Origin of the sequence: Nocardia arthritidis NBRC 100137 (genome assembly GCF_001612765.1) — a bacterium.
GTDB lineage: Bacteria > Actinomycetota > Actinomycetes > Mycobacteriales > Mycobacteriaceae > Nocardia > Nocardia arthritidis.
This window is the reverse complement of the sequence record NZ_BDBB01000028.1, coordinates 42,135-65,038: the sequence shown is the minus strand read 5'-3', so window position 1 is coordinate 65,038 and position 22,904 is coordinate 42,135. Positions and strand designations below refer to the sequence as shown.

Sequence of the window (22,904 nt, the reverse complement as noted above, 5' to 3'; positions counted from 1 at the left end):
GTGGCCACGGTAAGCCTGTACCCGGGTACGGGATGCAACCCCGACCAGCGAAATCGGGCCCGCTCGCCAGCGCTTCGAGTCACGCGGGACCACTTTGACGATTCACTGGTTTATGAATACAGATTCTGATGTACTTTTACTGTGTGGAGACGTTGCCGCACACCGACGCGCTGGCCCGATTCGGACACGCCCTGTCGGACCCGACCCGCACCCGGATCCTGCTCGCATTGCGTGCGGCCCCGGCCTACCCGTCGGAAATGGCCGAACGGATCGGGGTCACGCGGCAGATCCTGTCCAACCATCTGGCCTGCCTGCGCGGCTGTGGCCTGGTCGTCGCGGTTGCGGAGGGGCGGCGCAGCCGCTATGAACTGGCCGATCCGCGCATAGCCGCGGCTTTGGCGGATCTGCTGGGCTTGGTGCTCGCGGTGGATCCGGCGTGCTGCCCGGAGGCCGATATCGAGGGTTGCTGCTGATGTCCGCGCCCCTGGGCATCCCCTCGCTCCCGGCCGCGGCGAATCAGCCGTCGCGGCGACGGGAGCTGCTGGCCCGGCGAATCCGCTGGTTGGTCGCCGGGACGATCACCTACAACGTGATCGAGGCGGTCATCGCGCTCACCGAAGGGGCGCGGGTGTCATCGACCGCGCTGATCGGGTTCGGGCTGGACTCGGTGATCGAGGTGTCCTCGGCCGCCGCGGTCGCGTGGCAGTTCGCCGGCCGCGACCCCGGGGCGCGGGAGAAGATCGCGCTGCGGATCATCGCGTTCTCCTTCTTCGCCCTCGCCGCGTACGTGGTCGTCGACTCCGTGCGCGCACTGCTGGGTGCGGGAGCGGCTGTGCATTCCCCGGTCGGCATCACCCTGGCGGCGGTGAGCCTGGTGATCATGCCGGTGCTGTCGGCAGCGCAGCGCCGCGCCGGGCGCGAACTCGGATCCGCATCCGCAGTCGCCGACTCCAAGCAAACTCTGCTGTGCACGTACCTTTCGGCGGTGCTGCTGGCGGGGTTGCTGATCGACAGCGTGCTCGGCCGGTCGTGGGCCGACCCGATCGCCGCCCTGGTCATCGCCGCCATCGCGGTCAAGGAAGGCGTCAACGCCTGGCGCGGTGACACCTGCTGCCCGGCCCCGGCCAGCGCCACGGACGCGAGCGGCTGCGACTGCTGCGACTGACGCTCCCACGAGCGAACGCGCGGTGCCCGTATGCGGCACAGGCCCGCGCCCGCTACCACCGAGAAATGCGTGCCCCTGCCACCACGACCTCGCAGCTGTGGACGCGTGTGGAACGCGCCCACAGCCTGTCCCCGTCCGATGCCTGGCCGCACACCCGTAATCACGTCGCGATGCGCGCCGCGGCGGTGGGTCGCGTTGACCTGCTCACGGAGCCGGACTCAGGCGAGCCCACCCGCCGAACTCAGGCGCGCAGGCGCTCCCGGCGGAGCTGGTCGACCTCGGGGAGGTCGAGGGGAGCCAGCTCGGTGACGCCGAGGGCGCGCATCAGCAGCAGGTCGGCGAGTTCGGGGTTGCGGGCCAGCGCCGGGCCGTGCATGTAGGTGCCGATCACCGAACCCTGGACGACGCCCTCCAGCCCGTCGCCGACGCCGTTGCCGACGCCACGGGTGACGCGCGCCAGCCCGTGCGCTTCACCGCCGAGTTTCGTACCGCCCCGGTGGTTCTCGAAGCCGGTTAGCGGCGCGGTGAGCCCGTCGAGCAGCGGTGCGGTGGTCACCTCGCCGATCGCGCGTTCGGTCTGTGGCGAGGTGGTGACGTCGATCAGGCCGACGCCGTCCACCCGCTCGCCCACAGAGGTCTCGTACCACTGGCCGAGCACCTGGATGGCCGCGCAGATCGCGAGCACCGGAGCTCCTTTCGCGGCGGCGCGCTGCAAGCCGGGATAGCGCTGCAGGTGCCGGGTGGCCAGCCGCTGGGCGGAATCCTCCGCGCCGCCCAAGGTGTAGACGTCCAGGGAATCCGGCACCGGGTCGGACAGCGTGATCTCCACGATCTCGGCGTCGTACCCCCGCATGCGCAGTCGCTGGCGCAGCACGAGGGCGTTGCCGCCGTCGCCGTAGGTGCCCATCACGTCCGGCAGCACCAGGCCGATGCGGAAGGTCGAACTCATGATGCCTGCTCCTCGAGGTCACGATTGAGATCGCGGAACGCGGTGTAGTTCGCCAGCACTTCGACGTGGCCGGCGGGGCACGACGCGATGGCGCGCACCGGATCGGGCACCAAGGTGTGCTCCACGCCTGCGTAGGTCAGCCGCACCGCGAGGTCGGTGGCGCGCTCGCCCGCGGCCACCACCTGCACGCCTTCGAAGTGCTCGAACCGCACGTCCCACAGCCACGACAGGTCCTCGCCGTCGGGCACCTGGCCGTTCACCGCGATTACCAGCCCCGCGGAGGTCGGCTCGATCATCGACAGCGCCTCCTGCCAGCCGGCCGGATTCTTCGCCAGCAGCAGACGCGCGTCGTGCTCACCGACCTGCACGGTGCGGTAGCGACCCGCGATCTCGCGGACCGTGCCCGCGGCCGCGACGGCCTGCTCCGCGTCGGCGCCCAGCGCGACGGCGGCCGCCACCGCCTGTGCCGCGTTGCCGCGATTGGCCCGGCCCGGCAGCGCGAGCCGCAGCGGGAACCGCGCGCCCTCCGGCCCGACCAGGTCATCCCCGTCGAGCCACCAATCCGGTTCGGGGCGTTGGAAATCCGCACCGGTACTGCGCCAGTGCGTGCCCTCCCAGACGATCGGCTCACCGCTGCGCGGGCAGCTGGTCGCGTCCATCGCCCAGCCGCTGCCCGCGGACACCCACACCACGTTGGGGTGGTCGTAGGCGATGGAGGTGACCAGTACGTCGTCGCAGTTGGCGACCACGACGGTGGCGGGGTGCCGGGCCAGCCCGGCGCGCAGCTTGCGCTCGATCATGTTGATCTCGCCGACCCGGTCGAGTTGGTCGCGGCTGAGGTTGAGCAGCACCACCGCCGAGGGGTTCAGCGAATCGGTGACGTGCGGCAGGTGCAATTCGTCCACCTCGATCGCGGCCAGCGGCGCGCCCCGGTGCGCGTTGAGCGCGGCGACGATGCCCGCGTCCATGTTCGCGCCGTCGGCCTGGGTCGCGACCGCGCCGAGGGTGCTGAGCGCGGCGGTGGTCATCCTCGTGGTGGTGGACTTGCCGTTCGTGCCGGTCACCAGCACGGTGCGCCGCCGCCGCCCCAACTGGTCCATGACGGTCGGATCGATCTTCAACGCGATCAAGCCGCCGATCATCGAGCCCTTGCCGCGACCCGCCTTCTGCGAGGCCCAGGACGCCGCTCCCGCCGCCGCCAGCGCGAGCCGTCCGCGCACCGATATGTCTGCCACGTCGCGAGTCTATGTTCGCCCCGCGCTCCGGGCGCGCCGCGGTCGGGTGGCGTGGGCCACGCGGCTCAGTCCCGGTAGAGCTTGGCCGCGTAGTTCTCCGGCGAGTAGTAGCGCTCCAGTTCCTCCACCGTCTCGGTCACGTTCGTCTGCACCTCTTTGACCAGGCACGCAGCGCTCGGCAAGGTGTCCTCCGGCCACTGCTCGGGCTCCCACAGGTGGCTGCGCATGAATGCCTTGGCGCAATGAAAGAAGATCTGGTCGACATCCACCTCGACCGCGAGGATCGGGCGATGACCGCGCACCACCATGTCGTCGAAGTATGGCGCGTCGCGCACCAGCCGGGCGCGGCCGTTGATCCGCAGCGTCTCGCGGCGGCCGGGGATCACGAACAGCAGGCCGACATGCGGGTTGGCCAGGATGTTGAGATAGCCGTCGGCGCGCCGGTTACCGGGGCGCTCCGGCACGGCGAGGGTGGTGTCGTCGAGCACCCGCACGAACCCGGCCGGATCGCCTTTCGGGGAGGCGTCGCAGTTGCCGTTCGCATCGCTGGTGCTCATCACCAGGAACGGGGAGGCGGCGATCCACTCCCGGTCCCTGGCGTGCAGCGCGGCCCGCTCCTTGGTGGCGGTGCGCGGCGCGACTTCGCCGAGCAACGCCCGTAGATCCGCCGGGTCGGTGATCTCGCTCATGATTCGATTCAAGCACCGTCCCCGCGGCGATGGCGATCGAATTCGGTTCCGCCACCGGGAGATCGATCACATCGGTTCAGACCGGGGTGTCGAACGTGTTCGGCTGTCCGGTCGCGTCGATCCGGCGCACGGATTCACACAGTGTGGCCTTCAGCTGTGGGCCGCATTCCAGGTGTGTACCCCCTTCTGCCGGTCGGCTCGGAGATCCTGACGAGGTCAGGGGTCTCGATCACCTGGCGATGAAGTCGACAGCCGTTTCCGCATTTCCCGGCTGCATTCCGGTATCGGTCAGCACCTTGAAATCGCATCTACTACGTAGCGCTCGAATGGAGGAGGTATGTACACAACGTTTTGAGTCGCGGACAGTAGGTTCAACGACCATGCGAAATTGTTCGAACTGTAGCCCACCTGGCCGGTGAACTTTGCGACAGTATCCGGATACGCGCGATATGCAGAATTCGCTGTGAATTCGAGGACGGCTGGATCGGGTTCAGCGGCGGAGTTTCCCCTCTTCCTCATGCAGATCTCTCACCTTGCCACGTCCATCGATCGCGATTCAGACCGGGAGGTCGAACATATTGGGCTGTCCCGCCGCGTAGCGGTCGGCGTCGATCCGGCGCAGCGGTTCCAGTTCGGGCGCGCGGAAGAGGGTGTACGTCCGGCAGCGCTCCGCGTTCGAACCGGCCACGTCCAGCAGCGCGTTCACCGCGGCGCGCGCGGACTCGTTGGCGCCCTCCATGGTCGCAAGATCGACATTCGTGCGCACGTAGTCGCCTGCCAGGAAGAGGTTTTCCAGGGCGCCGTGCGCCTGCGGACGGTATTGCCAGGACCCGGCGGTGTTGATCAGCAGCGGATCGGCGTTGGCATTGCGCCGCTGCCCCTCCTGCCACGAGATGCCCGGGTCGAGGAACCAGGAGTGCAGGTCGGCGTCGCCCAGCACCTCGCCGCGGTCGTCCAGGTGCGCCCGGATCTGTGCCCACGCCTCGCGCGCGATTTCCTCGTGCGTGCACTCTTTGGCAGGCTTGCCGAAAAGGATGCCGGGGGTGTTCCAGTCGGAGATATCCACCGACAGGCAGTCCCGCACAGTGCCGTCGCCGAACTCGGTCAGCTTGCGGCGCCACAGCTGGTTCTGACTGATCGAGGTGAGTGACCACGGCGCGTCGATATAAGCGGTGTGGCCGCGCGAGATGTCGGCCGACCTGCGCAGATAGAACTGAATGCCGTTCATCCAGTCGGTGACGAGGTTGTCCATCCCCGCCAATTCCGGCTGGACGGCGAGCACCTGCGGCGACCATAGGGTGCGCGCTCGTTCGGCCGGCAGCGCGACGACGAAATAGTCCGCCTCGATCGTGCGCTGCGCGCCGGTTTCGGCGACGACGCGGGCCGCGACGATCCTGCGGTCGCGCACCTCCAGCTCGCGCACCTCGGTGCCGAGCGCGAACTCGGCCCCGAGTTCACGGATCCGCCGCATCCACGGCTCGATCCAGACCGCGGTGGTCGGGCCGTTGAGCACCCGGTCCAAGCCGCCGTCGTTGCCGATACCCAACGGATTGCCGAGGAACTGCTCGCCCATTGTGCCGATGGTGCGCACGCTCGCCACGTTCTCCTTCGCGGCGACCATGATGCTGGTCAGCGTGCGGGACAGCAGCGCGCGGAACTCGTGCGAGCGGGCGTGGCCACCGACGAAATCGTGCCAGGAGGTGCGCTCCCACTGGCCGACGCGGCGGGCATCGCAGCTGGTGTTGAAGACCAGCAGGCGTTCGGCGAAGTAGATGCCCTCGTCGGGGGGCATCTTCAGCGCGGTCGACAGCGCCGCGCCGAGCGTTTCGCGGAAACTGTCCGGCGAGAATTCGGCGCGGGAGCGCGGACCGAGCGGGACGCGGAAGTCGTCGCCGCCGCGGCGGGCGAATCGCGCCTCCGGTACCGCGACGAGGTTGTCCCATACGCCGTTAGCGTTGCCCGGGAACGGGATTCGGCGCATGGTGTCGGGCACGTGCTGATAGAAGCCCGGAAAGAAGCGGAAGCCGTGTTCACCGGGCAGGTCCGGTCGTCCCCCGGCTCCGGTGCCCGGTACGCCGACGCTGCGGGCTTTGCCGCCCCACGCGCGCTTTTCGTAGACGGTGACCTGGAATCCGCGTTCGGCCAACTCGTGCGCGGCGGTGAGACCGGCGACGCCGCCGCCCAGCACCGCGACCCGTCTGCCGCCGGGATTCGCCGCGCCCGGCGTCGGTCGCGCCGCACCCGCCGCCAGCGCACCCGCTGCCACTCCCGCCGCGACCGTGTTACGAAGCAGTGTTCTTCGCGATACGGTCCATCGATTTTCTGCCATGCGCCGCTCTGTTGCTAGAACCGGGACCAACTTCCACGCCGGGCACTACTGTAAGACGGCGATTCGAGGATCTCGCACCGACCCCGCGAAGCGATCGGTGCGACGTACGGAACTCGTGCGGCCGAGCACACGCGGGCGCGCGCTTCGGCGTCTTCGGGGGTCGGCGTCGATCGGGTTGCGCGGGCCCCTCCGGCCCGGCGTCGCTGCCGTCGTCGCCGGCGGATCCGGGCGTGACCGCCCGTCAGGCCGGGCGGGCGGAGTCCGCCAGTGCGGGCGCGCTCGGCGCCCCGGTGCGGATGTCGGTCGTCACGGCACGCGGCCTGCTCGACGTGGCGGCGAACGCGCCTGCCAGCACCACCACGCCTCCGACCAGTGACAACGGAGTCGGAGTCTCGCCGAGTGCAGTCCAGGCGGCGGCGATCCCGACGACCGGAACGAGCAGCGAGAACGGCGCGACCAGCCCGGCGGGATAGCGCCCGAGCAGGTAGGTCCACAGGCCCGTGCCCACCACGGTGGCGAGAACGGCGATGTAGGCGAGGGCCAGCAGCGCGGGCAAACCTTCGGCTGTGAGCGAGTCGGCCAAGGCGCGAGCGCCCGTGGTCGGCCCTTCGGCGACCAGGGACAACGCGAACAGCGGCAGCGGCGGAACGGCGGTGGTCCACAGCATCAGATGCAGCGGGTTGACGCCCGGGGTCTCGGTGCCCGCCAGGCGCGCGCCGATGTTGCCGAAGGCCCAGCCGAGTCCGCCCGCCAAGGTGAGCAGCACCGGCAGCAGGGTGGCGTGTTCCAGCCGGTCCCAGCCGATCACCGCCATGCCCACCACCGCGACGCCGATCCCCGCGACCTGCGCCGGGCGAATCCGCTCACCCAGCAGCAGCGTGCCGAGCAGCACGGTGAACGGCGCCGAGGACTGCAGGACCAGCGAGGCCAGACCGGTCGGCATGCCCACCCGCATCGCGGTGAACAGGAACGCGAACTGCAGGATGCCGAACCCGGCGCCGTACAGCAGGATCCAGCGCATCCGCACCGGAGGGCGCGGAACGAACAGCAGCGCGGGCACCGCGAGCACCGCGAAGCGCAGCGCCGCGAAGAAGAACGGTGGAAAGTGGTCGAGCCCTACCCGGATGGCGAGGAAGTTCAAGCCCCAGAGCAGGACTACGGTCAAGCCGAGCAGGCGGTCACGGTTGGTCACGCACTCCATCGTGCGGCGCGCTAATCATCAGAACAATCGAATAATATTGGACCAATGATGTAAATTATCTTAATGGATGATCCTGTCACATCCGGTCCGCCCATGGCGCTGGAGCGGCTGCGCGTGCTGCGTGAACTGGCCGATCGAGGCACCGTGGCCGCCGTCGCCGGGGCGCTGTCGATGACGCCTTCCGCCGTTTCCCAGCAGCTCAAGGTGCTGGCCAGGGAAGCGGGCGTGGCCCTGCTCGAGCCCGATGGCAGACGCGTCCGGCTCACCGACGCGGGCCGCGCCCTGGTGGTGCGGGCCGACGAAGTGCTGGCGGCCATGGATCGCGCGGTCGCCGAGATGGCGCACTATCGCGGCTCACCGCGCGGACGGGTCCGCGTCGCGGTGTTTCCCTCCGGCGGCGCCCTGCTGCTGCCGCATGTGCTGCCCGGCATGGTGGACAGCGGTGTCGAGGTGGTTGCGCGGGATGAGGATGTGCCACCGTCGGAGGTGGCGCGACTGCTCGCCGACTACGACGTGGTCCTGACCCATCGCGACGAACGCGCCGCGCCGATCGCCGATCCACGCGTCGCGACGCGGGTGCTCATGCGCGAGCCGATCGATGTCGTCGCGGCGCCGACGCATCGGCTCGCGGGCCGCTCGGCCGTGGCGCCGGAGGAGTTGGCCGACGAGACCTGGCTGAGCGTGCGGGGCGGATTCCCGGTCGACGACGTGCTGCGCTCGATCGCCACCGTGACCGGCGTGCAGCCGCGTATAGCGCAGCGCCTCAACGACTTTCGCGTTATCGAGACCTTGGTCGCCGTCGGCTACGGCGTCGCGCTCATGCCGCGCTATGCCGTAGGCCACCCGGACCTGGCGGTGCTGCGGCTGTCCGGTGTGCGTGCCGCCCGGATGTACGAACTGGCCACCCGGCCCCGGGCCGAGGCCCGTCCGGCGATCGCGGCTGTGCTCGCGGCGTTCGAATCGGCCGCCGCGTCGGCGACAGACGATTCCGGGACGCCGCCCGGAAAAGGCGCCGCCACCGGGGCATAACTCCGGGCGGCGGCGCCGAGTCGGCAGGCGAACCGATCAGAATCCCGGCGGCGATTGGTGTCGGTAGGGGTGCTGTGCCTGCGAGCTGACGTAGCCGAAGTCGTCGGCGACCATCGCCGCCAGCTCCAGCAGCGCCCGCCGAGTGGGCTTGCTGACCAGTTCCAGATCGATCTCCGCGCCCTCGGCGAGGTGGTCGTCGAACGGCACCACCTGCACCGCGCGGGTGCGGTCGAGGAACAGCTTGCGCAGCTGGTCGAGATCGACGGTGGACGCGCCGCGCCGGGAAGCGTTCACCACCACGACCGTTCGTTCCACCAGCTTGCCGTAGCCGTGGTGGTCGAGCCAGTCCAGCGTGGCCGACGCGCTGCGCGCACCGTCGATGGCGGGCGAGGTGACCAGCACCAGCGAACTCGCCATATCCAGCACGCCCGCCATCGCGGAGTGCATCAAGCCGGTGCCGCAGTCGGTCAGGATGATGTTGTAGAACGACTGCAGAATGCCGATCGCCTTGCGGTAGTCCGCTTCGCTGAACGCTTCGGAGACCGCCGGATCCTGTTCACTGGCAAGCACTTCCAAACGGCTCGGCGCCTGCGAGGTGTGCGCCCGCACGTCGGAGTACCTGGTGATGTGCTGGTCCTCGAGGAGGTTGCGCACGGTGGAGCGGGTCTGCCGCGGCACCCGGTGCGCGAGCGTGCCCAGGTCGGGATTGGCGTCGATCGCGATGACCCGGTCGCCGCGCTGCGAGGCGAAGGTGGAGCCGAGACCGACCGTGGTGGTGGTCTTCCCGACGCCGCCCTTGAGCGAGAGGATCGCGATCCGGTAGTCCCCGCGCACCGGCTGGTTCACCCGGTCGACGAGGTCCTGGTAGACGATGTCGGCCGCCGATTCGCCCGGGTTGATCATGCCGCCGGAGGCCTTGTGCACGGCACGGCGCCAACCGCTGCGCGGCGCCCTGCGAGCCCGCCTGAGCAGGTTGAGATCGTTCACCGAATGCCCCGGCTGGCCGGGCTGCGGCACGTGCTGCGGTTGGAACGGCGGTGCGGACAGATGCGGCGGACCGCCCTGCCAGCTCGGCACCTGCGGTTGCCCGATCGGCGGCGGGGGCGGCGGTTGATAAGGGGGCGGCGGAGGCTGATGCGTCACCGGTGGTGGCGGCGGAGCCCAGCTGTAGATCGGGCCGCTGGGTTGATCCTGCTGCGGCGCACCGGATCCGGGCTGCGCGGAATCCACCGGAACTCGCCGGACCAAGCCGTCGCCGCCGATCTCCTGGCGGTACTCCCCATAACCGGGATGGGGCCCTTCCGGAGGTGTCGCTATCGGGTGGCTACCGCTGTGGCTCGGCTGCGGCTGAAATGCCCCGGTAGGGAACGGCTCCCCCGGAAACGGTGACGGAGGGGGATACGGGCCCGGGCTCGGCGGGGCGTACGAACCGTAGGGCTCGGCCGGTCCGGCCTGCGGGGGAGCCCAAGCCTGCGCCGGTGCGTCCGCTTGCGGGTAGACCGTGGTCTGCTCCGTCGAGCCTTGCGGCTCCGGCCGTTCGGGCTGCGCGTCCGGCTGGGCAGGCCCATCCGCCACGTCGGATTCCTTCGCTTCCTCGCCGCCGATCGGTTCGGCCGACGGATCGGTGGCCGCGGACTCCGTGTCGCTGACTTCGGCCGTATCCACGGAGTGACTCTGCAGCCAGGGCGGTGAGGTCGGATTGTGGTCGTTTGGTGTCACGGTTCCCCCATCTGCTCGGGAATTCGAGCAGAGAGCTCGGCGCTTGGAGTGCGAATCCCACGCTAGCACGGGGTTCGCTACGCCGTGTCGCGGTAGGCGTGCCGGACGTGGGGAGCGGCGCGGCCCACAACCGGTCTGCGCCAGCGGGATCGGGCGCCGCGCGGTGGAACCGTCGCGACGCCCGTCCGAGTCCTTCCGGAATGCGCTGTCAGTGCGCCCGGTTCACCGCCGACACCACCGCGCGCAGCGACGCGGTCGTGATCGAGGTGGCGATGCCGACGCCCCACACCACCCGGTCACCGATCGCGCACTCCACGTAGGCGGCGGCCTGCGCGTCGTCACCCGCGGACATCGCATGCTCGGAGTAGTCCAGGACCTCGACCTCGAAACCGACCGCGGCGATCGCGTCGACGAACGCCGCCAGCGGTCCGTTGCCCTTGCCGGTGATCTCCTGCTCGACGCCGTCGACCTTCACCACGGCCACGATGGAGTCGACCCCGCCGTCGGTCTCCGACGCGGTGACCTTCTGGCGCATCCGCTCCAGCGGGCGGATCGGGCTCAGGTACTCCTCGTGGAAGACGTCCCACATCTCCTTGGGCGTCACCTCGCCGCCCTCGCCGTCGGTGATCTTCTGGATCGCCTGGGAGAACTCGATCTGCAACCGCCGAGGCAACGCCAGCCCGTGGTCGGTCTTCATGATGTAGGCGACGCCGCCCTTGCCGGACTGCGAGTTGACCCGGATGACCGCCTCGTAGGTGCGGCCGACGTCCTTCGGGTCGATCGGCAGGTAGGGCACCTCCCAGACGATGTCGTCGACATCCGCCCCGGCGGCGTCGGCCGTGGTCTTCATCGCGTCCAGGCCCTTGTTGATGGCGTCCTGGTGGCTGCCGGAGAACGCGGTGTAGACCAGGTCGCCGCCGTACGGGTGGCGCTCGTGCACCGGCAGCTGGTTGCAGTATTCGACGGTCCGCCGGATCTCATCGATGTCGGAGAAGTTGATCTGCGGGTCGATGCCGCGGGAGAACATGTTCATCCCCAGCGTGACCAAGCAGACGTTGCCGGTGCGCTCGCCGTTGCCGAACAGGCAGCCCTCGATCCGGTCGGCGCCCGCCTGGTAGCCCAGCTCGGCGGCGGCCACCGCGGTGCCGCGGTCGTTGTGCGGGTGCAGCGACAGCACGATCGAGTCGCGGCGGGCCAGGTTGCGGCTCATCCACTCGATCGAGTCGGCGTAGACGTTCGGCGTGGCCATCTCCACGGTGGCGGGCAGGTTGATGATCAGCGGCTTGTCCGGCGTCGGCGCGATGATCGCCGAGACCGCGTCGCAGACGTCCTTGGCGTACTCCAGCTCGGTGCCGGTGTAGGACTCCGGGCTGTACTCGTAGCGCCAAGAGGTGTCCGGGTAGCGCTGCTCGATCTCCAGGCACAGCGCGGCGGCGTCGGTGGCGATCTTCTTCACCGCCTCGCGGTCGGCGCGGAACACCACCTTCCGCTGCAGGATCGAGGTGGAGTTGTAGAAGTGCACGATGACGCTCTGCGCGCCCGCGCATGCCTCGAACGTGCGTTCGATCAGCTCCGGGCGGCACTGGGTCAGCACCTGGATGGTCACGTCGTCGGGGATCGCGCCGTCCTCGATGATCTCGCGGACGAAGTCGAAATCGGTCTGGCTCGCCGAAGGGAACCCGACCTCGATCTCCTTGTAGCCCATCCGCACCAGCAGGTCGAACATGCGGCGCTTGCGGGCGGGGCTCATCGGGTCGATCAACGCTTGGTTGCCGTCGCGCAGGTCGACCGCGCACCAGCCCGGCGCCCGATCGATCACCCGGTCCGGCCAGGTGCGGTCGGGCAGCGAGATCGGTTCGACCTCCTCGGCGAACGGCCGGTAGCGGAACGTCGGCATCGAGGAGTTCTTCTGTTTGTTCCACCCGGGCTGGTCGGCGGGGGCGGGCTTGCTCGGCGCGGTGATGGTGCGCGCGGCGGATACGAATGCGTCAGCAGGGGACATGGGGGTTTCTCCCGAGGATGTCGTTTTTCCCAATGGGCTGGGTCGACCGGCGCGGCAAAACCCCGCGACGGGAGCCGGTCCGATCAGACCCCGTCGCGGCGGTCGAGAAGAAGTGCCCGCTGCATGATGTCCGCGAGTTTACCGTGCCGCTGTCCGGGCGGGAAGGGAGGTCCGTCGTCGGGTGATCCGACGACCCGGCTACCGTTCGGTCCGGCAGTGGACAACGCTTGTACGGGCCGGGGGTCCGACGGGACGTCGAAGGATTGGCTATGACGTGGCTGGAGCAACTGGCCGTCTTCGGTGCGGGCATCGCGGCGGGCGGCATCAACACCATCGTCGGCTCCGGCACGCTGCTCACGTTTCCCGTTCTGCTGGCGTTCGGCCTTCCTCCGGTGACCGCGAACGTCTCCAACACCATCGGTCTGGTCCCCGGTTCCATCAGCGGTGTGCACGGATATCGCAGGGAACTCGCAGGCCAGCGCGACCGGTTGGTGCGGCTGGGCACCGCGTCGTTGCTCGGCGGCATCACCGGCGCGGTGCTTCTGCTGGTGTTACCGGCCGACGCGTTCAAGGCGATCGTGCCCATATTGATCATCCTGGCACTGGTGCTGGTGGTCGTGCAGCCGCGATTGGCAGGCTGGGTCAAGCGACGCAGGGACAACGACGGCGCCCCGGCGCCCGCGCACGGCGGCTCCGTCCTGTTCGCCGCGATCTTCGCCACAGGTGTCTACGGCGGGTACTTCGGAGCCGCCCAGGGCGTGCTGCTGATCGGTTTGCTGGGCGTTTTCGTACACGACGACATCCAGCGCCTCAACGGAGTGAAGAACGCGCTCGCCCTGATCGTGAACGCGGTGTCCGCGCTGATCTTCATCGCCGTGGCGGATGTCGACTGGCGTGCGGCGGTGCTGATCGCGCTCGGCTCGATCATCGGCGGGCAGCTCGGCGCACGGCTGGGCAGGCGGATGCCGCCGGTCGCGCTGCGCGCGGTCATCGTCGTGGTCGGCGTCATCGCGGTGATCCGCCTGATGGCGTCCTAGAGCGGGGCGGATGGCAACGATGCGTACGAACCGGTATTGCCGCGGAAATCTCAGGGTCGGATGTCAATCCTCAGGATGACGACGCCCGCCCGCGCGGGGCACAGGATGAGTGCCGTGCCTAGCTGGAAGATCGTCATCGCCGCCGCGCTCGCCGCCGCGCTGCCCGCGGTGAGCGGCTGCGGCGGCCCGCCGAGCCGACACGAGTCGGCGGTCGCGGAACTGGCCGCGCAGGCCGACGCTGCGCCGACGCCGCTGCTCGAGTGGGCGCCGTGCGCGGAGCCGAAGCTGAACAGGTTCCAATGCGCGACCGCGCAGGTGCCGGTGGACTACGCGCATCCGGACGGTCCGACCCTCGGGCTGGCGGTGGTGCGTCAGCAGGCCACCGACCCACAGCGGCGGATCGGCACGCTGTTCTCCGCTGTCGGCGGTCCCGGTGGATCGGGGCTGCGCTGGGCGGAGCAAGGGGAACTGCTCGGCGGCGAGCTCGCGCGCCGCTTCGACGTGATCACCTTCGACCAGCGCGGGATCGGCCGCAGCGGACAGGTGCGGTGTTTCGCGGACGCCGGACAGCAGCACCGGTTCTGGTCCGGCGCGGTGTTGGCGCCGGTGAATCCGGAGCAGGAGCGTGCGGCCGACGCGGCGAGCCGTGAGCTGGCCGCCGGTTGCGCGGCACACGGCGGCGCGCTGCTCGGCCACCTGACCACCGTGGACGCGGCGCGCGACCTGGACCTGCTGCGCCGGGCCGTCGGCGATCCGCAGCTGACCTACGAAGGCGGTTCCTACGCCAGCTACCTGGGCCAGGTGTACGGAGCGCTGTTCGGCGATCGGGTGCGTGCGCTGCACCTGGCGTCGGTGATCGACCCGGATACCTACACCAACGACACGCGACGCGCCATCGAGAACCGCGCGGCCGGAACCGAAGAAGTGCTCGGTGAATTCCTGCGGCTGTGCGCGGACGCGGGACGGGAGCGCTGCGCCTTCGCCGCGCCGGGCGGTCAGGGCGATGCCGTCGTGAGTGGAGGTGCGGGCGCTCCCGTCCGCCCCGCCGACCTCCGCACCCGCAATGACGCTGTGCTGCAACGCCTTCGCGAGGGTCCCCTCGTGGTGGGGGCCGGAGAGCGGGCGCGGACGGTCACCTATGCCGAGGTGCTGTCGTCGCACGCGCTGTTGCTGTACGACCCGGAGCGGGGCTGGCCCGCCCTGGCCGAACTGCTCGCCGAACTGGAACGCGGATCGGCGGGCAACCCCGACGCGGTGGGCGAGATCCTTTCGGCGACGGCGCAACCGGACGACTTCCTGGACTCTTTCATCGCGATTTCCTGCGCGGACAACAGCTTTCCACGCGATCCCGGCCAATGGCCCGGCATGGCGCGGGATCTGGCGGGCGTCAGCCCGACTTACGGCGCGTTCTGGTTGTCGTTGCTCCATGCGTGCGCCTTCTGGCCGTCCCCGCCCGAGGGGTATGCCCAGCGGTATACCGGGCCGTGGATCCTGCGATCGGACACCCCGGCCGTGTTGGTCGACAACCGATTCGACCCGGCCACTCCGCTCAGCGGCGCACGGCGCGCGCAGCAGGAATTGGTGAACGCGCGGTTGGTCGTCGTCGAGGACGGGTACGGGCACACCCCGCTGAACGAATGCACCCGGAAGCTGCGCGAGCATTATCTCATCGACCTACAGCTACCCGCTCCCGGGGCGACCTGCCGCCCCGATGAGCTGCCGTTCGACCGATAGCGAAAACGGATATCTGTTCACAAAACGGGAATACCGGTAATCTGCGCACGCTAAGCCTGATGATGGAAGGTGACCGGTGCGTAGACGTGCCTTGTTCAAGGCGGCGGGCACCGCCGCCCTGCTCGGTGCTGTGGGGACGATGACGGGGACGAGCACGGCGTCCGCCGACCCGATGTGGGAGGCCTTGTTCCGCGCCTGGGTGCCGGAGATCTTCGCCCCGATTCCCGACCCGGCGGAGCACTCGCCCGCGATCGTCATCGGCTCGGGCTTCGGCGCCGCGGTGACCGCGTTGCGCCTGGCCGAGGCCGGGATCGTCACCACCGTGCTGGAACGCGGTTCGCGCTGGCCGAACGACCCGTGGCGGGAGATCTTCACCGGCGACGACCTGCCCGACGGCCGCGGCTTCTGGCACCGCACCCACTTCACCGGCGTCACCAAGGTGCCGATGCGTTTCGCCAGTTTCGGCGGCGTGCTGGACTGCACCGAGTATCCGGGCATCGACGTCTGGCGCGCGGCCGCGGTCGGCGGCGGCTCGGTGATCTTCAGCGGGGCCATGATCGCCCCGCAGCGCCGCTTCTTCGACCACGTCTTCGGTGGCACCGTCGATTACGGCGAGATGGAGCGCGTCTACTATCCGCGCGTGCGGGACATGCTGCGGCTGAGCCCGATGCCGGCGGACATCTACAACTCCTCGCCGTTCACGCATTCCCGCGCCTGGGACGACCAGGTGCGCAAGGCCGGCTACCAGCCCCAGCCGAACGACTCGATCTTCAACTGGGACATCCTGCGCGCCGAACTCGCGGGCGGTGCGAAGCCGTCGGCCACGGCGGCCAGGAGCAATCTGGGCAACTCCAACGGCGCCAAGTTCGACCTGAACCAGAACTACTTGGCGTACGCGCAGGGCACCGGACGGTGCGGAGTCTTCCCCGGCCATCGGGTGGACGCCATCGCGCAGGAGTCCGGCGGCCGCTACGCGGTCACCGTGACGAAGCTGTCGCCGACCGGTGATGCGCTGTCCACCCGCACCCTCACCTGCGATCGGCTCTTCCTCGGCGCCGGATCGATCGGCACCTCCGAACTGCTGGTCCGTGCCCAGGCCACCGGCGCGCTGCCGAACCTGAACGAGCACGTCGGCGACGGCTGGGGCACCAACGGTGACGTGGTGCTCGCCCGCGGCGCCAGCGCGCTGGCCGGTCACGGCCAAGGCGTGCCGAGCGCGAGCCGGATCTTCGACGAATCCGGCGTACCGCTGACTTTGGAGAGCTGGTACATCCCGGGGATCCCGTTCGAGACCGGCGCGCTGGCCTCGCTCGGCATGGTGCTCGACCCGACCCGTACGCGGTTCGGCTACAACCGGGCCACGAACCGGGTCGGGCTGAGCTGGTCGGTCAAGAACCGGGACGACACCGTGGCGGCGGCCAGGGCGGTCGACCACCGGATCGCCGAACGCGCGGACGCCCTCGTCGAGTACAGCGCCCTCGGCTACGACGCGAACGCGCTGTTCACCGCGCATCCGCTCGGCGGAGCGGTGCTGGGGCGGGCAACCGACGGCTACGGCCGCGTGCACGGTCATCCCGGCCTCTACGTGGTGGACGGCGCGGCGATACCGGGCAGCACGGGGACGGTCAATCCGTCGCTCACCATCGCCGCGCTTGCCGAACGCAATATCGAGGCGATCGTTCGCGCCGGTCGCTGAGCACGTAGGCCTCCGGGCGGTGCGTCCGGGAGTATCGCCAACCGTGCCGAGCATGCTTTCGGCGTACTAATGTCGGCGGCACCGTTCGGCGTCGAAGGGATTCGCAGTGTCCGCTCCCGCTTCCAGCTCGGGCATCGAGAGTTCCTCCGCCGATCGATACGGCCTGCGGGAATCGCCACAGCCGCAGGACTATCCGCGCAAGCCGCCGATGCTGTGGACCGATTTCGTGATGCTCGCGCTGGCCGTCGTGTCCGTGGCGCTGGTCGCCTGGATCACCTTCTTCCCGGTCTCCGGGCACACCTACCACGTGGTCGTCGTCGTCGACTGGTCCCTGTGCGCGGTGTTCGCGATCGAGTTCCTGTGGCGCTGGCGCCGTGCGGGCTGGCCGTGGACCTTCCCGCTCGTGTACTGGTACGAGGTCCTCGGCATGATCCCGGTGACCAGCCTGTTCTTCCGCGGCTTCCGGTTGTTGCGGCTCGTGGTGATCGTCGTCCGGCTCGCCCGGGTGGCCGATCGCCTGTTCGGCGACCGGGTGACGGCCGCGGTGGTGAACCGGTTCGTGGCCACCATCGTCGACACCATTCGCCGTCCGATGACGATCGCGGTGATGGACGAAGTGGCGCAGGTGCTGCGCACCGGGCACTACACCCGCAACATCGCGGCCGCCCTGGAGGAGAACCGCGCCGAGCTCGACGAGATGATCCTCGAGCTGATCAAGAAGGACCCGCAGGCGGGCCGGGTGCGCTACATCCCCTTCCACGACGAGATCATCCGGCTGATCGCCGACACCACCTTCCGCATCGTGTTCCAGGTGCTGGAGGATCCGCGCACCGACGAACTCGTCGCGGACGTCCTGCGAGAGAACATCGATCAGATCCGCGACGCGGTCCGCGACGGTGCACGGGTGCCGCCGTCCGCGTACGGGCCGACACCCGACGAGGACTGCGTGCGGCATCGCGTCACTCGGGCACCGCGTGCCTGATCGCGTCCCGCGGCTGCGCCAAACGCACGGTCTCCCAGGCGATCAGCGCGATCAGGACGACGCACAGCAGGGCCAGCGACGCCAGCGCGGGCAGAGCACAGGCCAACGGGATGAGCGCCAGCAGCACCGCCACGGCGACCACGCGGGGCATCGTGACGGTGCCGGTGGCGAAGTGCTTGAATCCCACCAGCGCGATCAGATACAAAACGACGCCGCCGTAGAGTGCGTACAGCGGGATGCCGTACAGCGCGTCCTTCAGGGTGTGGTGCGAGGAATCCCCGACGTAGTAGAGAACTTTCTTCAGCCCCAGTGACAGCGCGATGATCCCGACGATCATCGGGAAGTGCCAGAAGGTGTAGGAACCCTGCGCGATCTTGATCTGCCGCCTGCCCTCGGCATGGACGAGTTCGTGCTCCACCGCCAGTGCGGCGACGTCGAAGTACGCCCACCACAGCAGACCGGAAACGGCGAGGCCCAATAGCGAGCCGAGAGCGATCGGCCAAGAGATCGGCAGATCGGCCACCCCGATGCCGATCGAGACGATCGATTCACCGAGCGCGACGATGACGATCAGCCCGTAGCGCTCGACGAAATGCCTGGCCGAATTCAACCGCCAATCGGTGCCGGCGAACAACGTCCACAGGTAGTCGCCGGCGATCGCGGCGATCCACAGGGCGATCTGCACCCTGCCGGTGGTCAGCGCGGCGACGACCAGCAGCGTGGTGCCGAGGGTGATCGAACCGAGCGCCCAGCGCAGCAGTTGGCCGCGCAATTGCGGATCAGCGGCACTGGCCAGCCAGAACATCCCGAAGTGCACCAATCGCACGACCAGGTAGGCGATGGCGAAGACCAGCGGCCCGAACCATCCGCCGGTCTTGTCGTCGAACGCCTCCGGGATGGTGAGCGCGGCGAGGAACGCGCCACCCATGGCCGCGAACATCGCCACCCGTGCGATGCCCTCGTCGGCGCGAACCACATTGCCGAGCCAGGAGTAGGCGATCCACAGCCACCACATCACCGCGAGCACCAGCGCCGCGCGCAACGCGTTCTTCGCGCTGGCGTCGTCCGCGACCAAGCCGGTGACCATGGTGAACGCGAAGACGAGCACCAGGTCGAAGAACAACTCGAGCTGGGTCACCGAGGCGTCTGCGGCCATCGGCTGGAACCGCACTCGTTTGGAACCGATCATGCCGCTCATCGTCGCACCCCGATCGGTTCGGCGCCGGTTCGCTGCCGCGCCCGCCCGCCGATTTCGCGCAGAGCACAGCGCGGCTACACGGGCTGGTAGGTCTCCGTTTCGGGGAACCGCTCGGCGAAATCGATGAAACACTCCGCCACCACTTCATTGGCCTTGCGGAAAGTGCGTTTCAGCAGAAATCCGGGAACGGGGAGGGGTAGATAGAGTTCGACGTGGTACCAGACGTGCGTGCCGTCGACGCTGTCGGACACTTCGAAAAAGCCGCCGCCCCGGACGCCCCGGGTGCTGTCGGCGACAACCCAGGAGGATCGGTCGTCGGTCCAATCATATTCGAGCACTTGAAGATCCGAGCTGCCGAGCAGTTCCGCCTTGAGGAAGACGCGCCGCGGCCTGCGCCGGGCGTCGCGGGTGGCGACCCGCACGTCGCTGTAGGAGGACGACCATTCCGGAAGCGATTCGACGGCTGTCAGGGCATCCATGACCTGTTCGGGATCGGTATCGACGAAGAATCGGATATCCGTTTTGGTGCGCATGGCATACCTCCGACCCCCGGTTGGACAAGTCGGCCGATTGTCTCCGCGATTTGTCCGGTTCGTCAACCTGGCTGCGCGAGACCACATCTCGGCTAACCGGATAACGTGCCGTTATCAGGTCGAGATCGGCGATCGGCTACCGATGGAACAACTTCCGGACGGAAGGATGGGGTCGGCCGGAGGGCCGCGCGCCTACGATCGGATCCGAATGGGCGCCGGTCTGCGGCGCCGTCGGTCGGGCGGGAGGATGTCATGAAATACGCCGAACTGCTGGCGCAGGCGCGGGACGCGATCACGGTGCGCCGGGTCTACGGTGACCCCTACGAATCCGGCGGGGCGATAGTCATCCCCGCCGCCTCGGTCGGCGGCGGCGGTGGCGGAGGCGGAGGCGGCGGGAACAGTCCGGACGGGGAGGGCGCCGGGGAAGGGGTGGCGTTCGGAGTGGGCGCCAAGCCCGTCGGCGCCTATGTGCTCCGCGACGGGCGGTTGACCTGGCATCCAGCCGTGGATGTCAACGCGATCATCGAGACGGCGGGCAAAGTGCTGATCGCGGGGGTGCTGGCCTTCGCGCTGACTCGCTACGCCAAACGCCGCGCCTGACCGGCGCGGCGAGCGACGTTTCGGCGTCGGGGAGCACCGGACCGGGCGCGGGGCGATGCCGCCCGGCGCGCGATCCGGCGCGCGTTCATTCCGATGTGGCGGGCTCGACGATCGCGTCGGGCCCTGGATACACCAGCGACTCGTGACCGTCGGAGAAGCGCACCACGTAGGGCGGCGTCCCCTCCGGCCCGCGGACCTCGATGATCTCGGCCAGGTGATCCACTTCTCCCACCACGTGTCCGTGCACGCAGAGTCGATCTCCTACATGTGCGATCATCGCCCCATTATCGAACGCCAGTGGTGCGCGTCACAACCACTCGGGCGAAGGCGGCCGATCGGATTCAGTCGTCCGCGCTGATCACGCGCTCGACCGCGGCTTCGATCAATGCCCGGCTCTGCTCCTCGGTGAACACGTCGGGCAGCGTCATTCGGTCGACGATCAGCCAGTTCAGTGCGAGGTAGAGCAACAGCACCGACTTCTCGTCGCCGGGCAGGCCCGCCGCGAGATGGTTGCGCACGTTGTAGTCGATGTCCTCGCGCACCCGTTCGGTCAGCACCGCGCGCAATTCCGGCCGCCGGGTCGCCTCCAGGCGTAATTCGAGCAGCGCCAGGTAGCCGGTGCGGAACGCCTCGATGCGTCCGACCGTCTCCGTCATCAGTTCGACGATATTGGCGCGGGTCTTCGGCCCGTCGGTCAGTTGGGTCATCGTGGCTTCGCTCGGCTGTAGCCGCTCGTAGAACCGTCGGCCCGCCTGAGTGAGCAGGTCGTCGCGGTTGGTGAAGTAGTTCGACGCCGTGCCCGCGGGTACGGCGGCCTCCTTGTCCACCGCGCGGAAGGTCAGTCCGCGCGCCCCATCGCGCGCCAAGACCTCGATCGCGGCGTCGACCAGCGCCTGTCGTCGCTCCGGATTGGTCCGCACTTGACACCACTCCATTCGTAGTACTATCTTTCAACCACTACAGACAGAGTACTACAAGTGAGGTGTGGGTATGCGAAAGCTTGTCTACTATGTGGCCGTGTCGCTGGACGGCTACATCGCGGGCCCGGCGGGGGAGTTCGACTTCTATCCGTTCGACACCGAAATGAGCGCGTGGATCAGCGGGCGGTATCCGGAATTCGTGCCGAGTCACTTGCGTCCGCTGGTGGGGATGGCGGTGGACGAACAGAACAAGCGGTTCGACACCGCCGTGATGGGCCGCGGCACCTACGAACCGGCCCTGTCCGAAGGCGTGACCAGCCCGTACGCGCACATGAAGCAGTACGTGGTCTCCAGCACGCTCGGGCGCATTGACGATCCGGCCGTCGAGCTGGTCGAACGCGACCCCCTCGGCCTGGTGCGGGAGCTGAAGCAAACCGAAGGCGGGGATATCTGGCTGGTCGGCGGTGGCGAACTCGCCGCCCAGCTGCTGGGCGAGCTGGACGAGATGATCATCAAGAGTTACCCGGTGGTCGCGGGCGGCGGGATATCCGCGTTCTCCGGCGCGTTCCGTCCCACTTTGTTCGCCCCGGTGCAACGCAAAGAGTTCGGCAACGGCGCGCAGGTCACCTGGTTTACGCGGGCCTGAGTTCCCACTTCCCTCCGAAAGGTGTTTTCATGCGAAAACTCGTCTATTTCGTCGGCCTCTCCCTCGACGGCTATATCGCGGGGCCGAACGGTGAGATCGACTTCTTGCCGGTGGGCGATGAGATGTGGGAGTGGCTGCGCGCGGAGTATCCCGAGACGCTGCCCACCCACGTGCGGCCGCATATCGGACTCCCCGTGGACGCGCCGAATCAAAAGTTCGACACCCTCGTCATGGGTCGCGGCACCTACGATCCCGCCCTGGCCATCGACGTGACCAGCCCGTACGCCCACATGAAGCAGTACGTGGTGTCCAGCACGCTCGGCCGCATCGATGACCGGGCGGTCGAACTGGTCGAGCGCGACCCGGTGGGGCTGGTCCGCGAACTGAAACGGCAGGACGGTAAGGACATCTGGCTGGCGGGTGGCGGCCTGCTCGCCGCCGCGCTGCTGGAGGAGATCGATGAACTGGTGATCAAGAGCTATCCGGTCGTCGCGGGCACCGGGGTACCCGGCTTCGCGGGCGAGTTCCGTCCGACGCTGTTCCGGCCGACCGAGCGCAAGGCTATCGGCGACGGCGTCCAGGTCAGTTGGTTCACCCGGGCCTGAGCCGGCGCCCGGCCTCGGGGGACGCGGCCGGCTCGGTCGTCGAGTCGGGAGCGATCTGCCCGTTGCCGCCTGCGCTCCGCCGGGAGAGACCCAGGTCAGCTCGCGTCGGTGAGGAACGACAGCCGCACTTGCCGGTCCGGGTTGTCGACATTGAGATCGACCAGCGCGATCGACTGCCACGTGCCGAGGGCGAGCTTCCCGCCGATTACCGGAACGGTCGCGTACGGCGCGATCAGAGCGGGCATGACGTGGGAGCGTCCGTGTCCGCGCGAGCCGTGCGCGTGCCGCCACCGGTCGTCGGCGGGCAGCAGATCGCGCAGCGCGGCCAGCAGATCGTCGTCGCTGCGCGCGCCGAGTTCCATGACCGCGATCCCCGCGGTGGCGTGCGGCACGAAGACGTGCAGCAGCCCGTCGCCGCCGGCTGTACGCGCGAAAGTCGCGCACTGCGGCGTGATGTCCTGTACCACTTCACTGTGGCCTGTTCGCACGTCGAGCAGTGTGCTCTTCATGTGCACATCGTCCCTCATCCGTCGCGGCCCCCGCGGTGCTATCGGGATGGGATGCGGCTGTGGGCTTTTCCACAAGCCGGGCAGGTAGCGGCAAAACCGCTGGCCCCGGCCGGTACCCTGAATGAC

General features: G+C 68.8%; 22 protein-coding genes and 1 pseudogene. 11 read left to right on the top strand and 12 right to left on the bottom strand.

The window, feature by feature from the left end; all coding sequences use genetic code 11:
• The first annotated feature begins 143 nt into the window (after window positions 1–143).
• The 3 genes and pseudogenes from NA8_RS20980 to NA8_RS35925 all read left to right on the top strand — a co-directional run.
• A complete protein-coding gene (locus NA8_RS20980) occupies window positions 144–473 on the top strand; it encodes an ArsR/SmtB family transcription factor (RefSeq protein ID WP_063052106.1) in 330 nt (109 codons plus the stop codon).
• Entirely contained in the window at window positions 473–1,165 is a 693-nt protein-coding gene (locus NA8_RS20975; protein WP_063052107.1) for a cation efflux transmembrane domain-containing protein, read from the top strand. Before NA8_RS20980 ends, NA8_RS20975 begins: the two co-directional genes overlap by 1 nt.
• Before the next feature lie 65 nt (window positions 1,166–1,230).
• Window positions 1,231–1,347: pseudogene (locus NA8_RS35925) on the top strand (DUF3703 domain-containing protein); the annotation flags it as partial.
• 59 nt (window positions 1,348–1,406) lie between these two features.
• On the opposite strand, the gene NA8_RS20970 reads toward NA8_RS35925, so the two are convergent.
• The 5 genes from NA8_RS20970 to NA8_RS20950 all read right to left on the bottom strand — a co-directional run bounded on the left by NA8_RS20970 (window position 1,407) and on the right by NA8_RS20950 (window position 7,559).
• Window positions 1,407–2,117 (bottom strand): type 1 glutamine amidotransferase, encoded by a 711-nt coding sequence (locus NA8_RS20970; RefSeq protein ID WP_157106812.1) that lies wholly within the window; start codon window positions 2,115–2,117, stop codon window positions 1,407–1,409.
• On the bottom strand, window positions 2,111–3,349 hold the full coding sequence (locus NA8_RS20965; protein WP_063052066.1) for a MurT ligase domain-containing protein: 1,239 nt from the start codon (window positions 3,347–3,349) through the stop codon (window positions 2,111–2,113). Before NA8_RS20965 ends, NA8_RS20970 begins: the two co-directional genes overlap by 7 nt.
• A 65-nt stretch (window positions 3,350–3,414) precedes the next feature.
• Window positions 3,415–4,038 carry a pyridoxamine 5'-phosphate oxidase family protein gene (locus NA8_RS20960; RefSeq protein ID WP_063052065.1) on the bottom strand — a complete coding sequence of 208 codons (624 nt, stop codon included), beginning with the start codon at window positions 4,036–4,038 and terminating at the stop codon, window positions 3,415–3,417.
• A 556-nt stretch (window positions 4,039–4,594) separates the two neighbouring features.
• A complete protein-coding gene (locus NA8_RS20955; protein ID WP_063052064.1) occupies window positions 4,595–6,367 on the bottom strand; it encodes a hydroxysqualene dehydroxylase in 1,773 nt (590 codons plus the stop codon).
• Between the two features lie 241 nt (window positions 6,368–6,608).
• Window positions 6,609–7,559 (bottom strand): EamA family transporter, encoded by a 951-nt coding sequence (locus tag NA8_RS20950; protein WP_084466964.1) that lies wholly within the window; start codon window positions 7,557–7,559, stop codon window positions 6,609–6,611.
• A gap of 102 nt (window positions 7,560–7,661) precedes the next feature.
• Here NA8_RS20950 and NA8_RS20945 point away from each other — a divergent pair, with 102 nt between their 5' ends.
• A complete protein-coding gene (locus NA8_RS20945) occupies window positions 7,662–8,597 on the top strand; it encodes a LysR family transcriptional regulator (RefSeq protein ID WP_063052105.1) in 936 nt (311 codons plus the stop codon).
• Window positions 8,598–8,633: 36 nt separating this feature from the next.
• On the opposite strand, the gene NA8_RS20940 is transcribed toward NA8_RS20945, so the two are convergent.
• Window positions 8,634–10,262, bottom strand: a complete 1,629-nt coding sequence (locus NA8_RS20940; protein ID WP_063052062.1) for a MinD/ParA family ATP-binding protein — start codon at window positions 10,260–10,262, stop codon at window positions 8,634–8,636.
• 262 nt (window positions 10,263–10,524) lie between these two features.
• On the bottom strand, window positions 10,525–12,318 hold the full coding sequence (leuA, locus tag NA8_RS20935; protein ID WP_063052061.1) for a 2-isopropylmalate synthase: 1,794 nt from the start codon (window positions 12,316–12,318) through the stop codon (window positions 10,525–10,527).
• A gap of 269 nt (window positions 12,319–12,587) precedes the next feature.
• On the opposite strand from leuA, the gene NA8_RS20930 reads away from it, so the two are divergent.
• The 4 genes from NA8_RS20930 to NA8_RS20915 all read left to right on the top strand — a co-directional run bounded on the left by NA8_RS20930 (window position 12,588) and on the right by NA8_RS20915 (window position 17,767).
• A complete protein-coding gene (locus NA8_RS20930) occupies window positions 12,588–13,355 on the top strand; it encodes a sulfite exporter TauE/SafE family protein (RefSeq protein ID WP_063052060.1) in 768 nt (255 codons plus the stop codon).
• Between the two features lie 105 nt (window positions 13,356–13,460).
• Window positions 13,461–15,089, top strand: coding sequence for an alpha/beta hydrolase (locus NA8_RS20925; RefSeq protein ID WP_157106811.1), 1,629 nt, complete (start codon window positions 13,461–13,463; stop codon window positions 15,087–15,089).
• A 76-nt stretch (window positions 15,090–15,165) separates the two neighbouring features.
• Window positions 15,166–16,785: a GMC oxidoreductase gene (locus tag NA8_RS20920; RefSeq protein ID WP_063052058.1), complete on the top strand. Its 1,620-nt coding sequence runs from the start codon at window positions 15,166–15,168 to the stop codon at window positions 16,783–16,785.
• Between the two features lie 106 nt (window positions 16,786–16,891).
• Complete coding sequence (locus NA8_RS20915; protein WP_245663926.1) at window positions 16,892–17,767, top strand: ion transporter; 876 nt, start codon at window positions 16,892–16,894, stop codon at window positions 17,765–17,767.
• On the opposite strand, the gene NA8_RS20910 is transcribed toward NA8_RS20915, so the two are convergent.
• Together NA8_RS20910 and NA8_RS20905 are read right to left on the bottom strand one after the other, a co-directional pair.
• Window positions 17,745–18,956 carry a low temperature requirement protein A gene (locus NA8_RS20910; protein ID WP_063052103.1) on the bottom strand — a complete coding sequence of 404 codons (1,212 nt, stop codon included), beginning with the start codon at window positions 18,954–18,956 and terminating at the stop codon, window positions 17,745–17,747. The genes NA8_RS20915 and NA8_RS20910 overlap by 23 nt on opposite strands.
• 83 nt (window positions 18,957–19,039) lie before the next feature.
• On the bottom strand, window positions 19,040–19,498 hold the full coding sequence (locus NA8_RS20905; RefSeq protein ID WP_040864430.1) for an SRPBCC family protein: 459 nt from the start codon (window positions 19,496–19,498) through the stop codon (window positions 19,040–19,042).
• Between the two features lie 252 nt (window positions 19,499–19,750).
• On the opposite strand from NA8_RS20905, the gene NA8_RS20900 reads away from it, so the two are divergent.
• On the top strand, window positions 19,751–20,098 hold the full coding sequence (locus tag NA8_RS20900) for a hypothetical protein (RefSeq protein ID WP_063052057.1): 348 nt from the start codon (window positions 19,751–19,753) through the stop codon (window positions 20,096–20,098).
• A gap of 85 nt (window positions 20,099–20,183) precedes the next feature.
• Here the strand turns inward: NA8_RS20900 and NA8_RS20895 are convergent, their stop codons facing one another.
• Window positions 20,184–20,375 carry a DUF1918 domain-containing protein gene (locus tag NA8_RS20895; protein WP_040864432.1) on the bottom strand — a complete coding sequence of 64 codons (192 nt, stop codon included), beginning with the start codon at window positions 20,373–20,375 and terminating at the stop codon, window positions 20,184–20,186.
• Window positions 20,376–20,439: 64 nt separating this feature from the next.
• Window positions 20,440–21,033 (bottom strand): TetR/AcrR family transcriptional regulator, encoded by a 594-nt coding sequence (locus NA8_RS20890; RefSeq protein ID WP_063052056.1) that lies wholly within the window; start codon window positions 21,031–21,033, stop codon window positions 20,440–20,442.
• A gap of 55 nt (window positions 21,034–21,088) precedes the next feature.
• On the opposite strand from NA8_RS20890, the gene NA8_RS20885 reads away from it, so the two are divergent.
• The gene (locus tag NA8_RS20885) at window positions 21,089–21,664 is read left to right on the top strand and encodes a dihydrofolate reductase family protein (RefSeq protein WP_063052055.1); all 576 of its coding nucleotides are present in this window, start codon (window positions 21,089–21,091) and stop codon (window positions 21,662–21,664) included.
• A gap of 29 nt (window positions 21,665–21,693) precedes the next feature.
• Window positions 21,694–22,269, top strand: a complete 576-nt coding sequence (locus NA8_RS20880; protein WP_063052054.1) for a dihydrofolate reductase family protein — start codon at window positions 21,694–21,696, stop codon at window positions 22,267–22,269.
• Window positions 22,270–22,364: 95 nt separating this feature from the next.
• Here the strand turns inward: NA8_RS20880 and NA8_RS20875 are convergent, their stop codons facing one another.
• Window positions 22,365–22,778 (bottom strand): YjbQ family protein, encoded by a 414-nt coding sequence (locus NA8_RS20875; protein ID WP_063052102.1) that lies wholly within the window; start codon window positions 22,776–22,778, stop codon window positions 22,365–22,367.
• Between the last annotated feature and the right edge of the window lie 126 nt (window positions 22,779–22,904).

Excerpts from the sequence above, each read along its gene's own strand:
- NA8_RS20975 (WP_063052107.1), top strand. The coding sequence starts at position 473 with ATGTCCGCGCCCCTGGGCATCCCCTCGCTCCCGGCCGCGGCGAATCAG.
- NA8_RS20960 (WP_063052065.1), bottom strand. The coding sequence starts at position 4,038 with ATGAGCGAGATCACCGACCCGGCGGATCTACGGGCGTTGCTCGGCGAA.
- NA8_RS20955 (WP_063052064.1), bottom strand. The coding sequence starts at position 6,367 with ATGGCAGAAAATCGATGGACCGTATCGCGAAGAACACTGCTTCGTAAC.
- NA8_RS20945 (WP_063052105.1), top strand. The coding sequence starts at position 7,662 with ATGGCGCTGGAGCGGCTGCGCGTGCTGCGTGAACTGGCCGATCGAGGC.
- leuA (WP_063052061.1), bottom strand. The coding sequence starts at position 12,318 with ATGTCCCCTGCTGACGCATTCGTATCCGCCGCGCGCACCATCACCGCG.
- NA8_RS20930 (WP_063052060.1), top strand. The coding sequence starts at position 12,588 with ATGACGTGGCTGGAGCAACTGGCCGTCTTCGGTGCGGGCATCGCGGCG.
- NA8_RS20925 (WP_157106811.1), top strand. The coding sequence starts at position 13,461 with ATGAGTGCCGTGCCTAGCTGGAAGATCGTCATCGCCGCCGCGCTCGCC.
- NA8_RS20910 (WP_063052103.1), bottom strand. The coding sequence starts at position 18,956 with ATGATCGGTTCCAAACGAGTGCGGTTCCAGCCGATGGCCGCAGACGCC.
- NA8_RS20905 (WP_040864430.1), bottom strand. The coding sequence starts at position 19,498 with ATGCGCACCAAAACGGATATCCGATTCTTCGTCGATACCGATCCCGAA.
- NA8_RS20900 (WP_063052057.1), top strand. The coding sequence starts at position 19,751 with ATGAAATACGCCGAACTGCTGGCGCAGGCGCGGGACGCGATCACGGTG.
- NA8_RS20895 (WP_040864432.1), bottom strand. The coding sequence starts at position 20,375 with ATGATCGCACATGTAGGAGATCGACTCTGCGTGCACGGACACGTGGTG.
- NA8_RS20890 (WP_063052056.1), bottom strand. The coding sequence starts at position 21,033 with ATGGAGTGGTGTCAAGTGCGGACCAATCCGGAGCGACGACAGGCGCTG.
- NA8_RS20885 (WP_063052055.1), top strand. The coding sequence starts at position 21,089 with ATGCGAAAGCTTGTCTACTATGTGGCCGTGTCGCTGGACGGCTACATC.
- NA8_RS20880 (WP_063052054.1), top strand. The coding sequence starts at position 21,694 with ATGCGAAAACTCGTCTATTTCGTCGGCCTCTCCCTCGACGGCTATATC.
- NA8_RS20875 (WP_063052102.1), bottom strand. The coding sequence starts at position 22,778 with ATGAAGAGCACACTGCTCGACGTGCGAACAGGCCACAGTGAAGTGGTA.